Raw genomic sequence first — 869 nt, 5'->3', positions numbered from 1 at the left:
CCTCTGTCAAGAAAGTGGACACCCAAAACCAATTAACCTACGCGTTTGTAGTACATCGACTCGAACTGAGTGGGCGATACGTACCCCAAAGCTCCGTGAATTCGTTTGCGATTGTAGAACAATTCGATGTACTCGAACATTTCTTGCTGGGCCTGCTTCTTCGTCTTAAATTTCGTACAGTAAATAAACTCCTTCTTCAGCACGCTGTGAAAGGACTCGATGCAGGCGTTGTCGTAGCAATTTCCTCTTCTGCTCATGCTGGCCTTCATTTTGTACTTCTTGAGACGCTCGCGGTATTCGTCGGACGTATACTGCGAGCCGCGGTCCGAATGATGAATGAGTTTGTGTTTGGGTTTCTGCGCTGCGTACGCCTTGTCCAAAGCCATCAGCACTAAATCCGTCGTCATGCGGTCTGCCAACTCCCAGCCGACGATTTTGCGGGTATATAAATCAAGAACGCTTGCGAGATACAAACGGCCTTCGCGGCATGGAATGTAGGTGATGTCGGTTACCCATACTTTGTTCGGCGCGGTAGTCTTGAAATTTTGATTCAAACGGTTAGGCGCGATCGGATTGGCGTGATTGGAGTCTGTCGTACAAACACGAAACTTCCTTGCTACGCAGGAGCGCATGCCATTTTCCTTCATGAGCTTGCCGACCAGCCGTTCCGACACTTTCCAGCCCTCTTCGCGGAGCTTCTCGGTAATTTTAGGGCTACCGTAGCGTTTCGTGGAGTCATGGTACAGCCAAGAGATCCGCGCCAAAAGCAGCTTACGGCGCTTCTGATAACTATTCACGTTGGTTTTCTCTGAAAGCCATTTGTAGTACCCACTCCTGGAAACGCCAAGTGTGCTACACATCTTCTCCAT

At 49.5% G+C, this 869-nt stretch carries 1 protein-coding gene; it reads right to left on the bottom strand.

The window, feature by feature from the left end:
* Positions 1–32: 32 nt before the first annotated feature.
* Entirely contained in the window at positions 33–860 is an 828-nt protein-coding gene (locus AC0LWM_RS32385; RefSeq protein WP_474679166.1) for an IS3 family transposase, read from the bottom strand.
* Positions 861–869: the final 9 nt, after the last annotated feature.

Source organism: Paenibacillus sp. sgz302148, from assembly GCF_056120465.1.
Note: the sequence above shows the minus strand (reverse complement) of the source record. Positions and strands in the feature narration are given on the sequence as shown.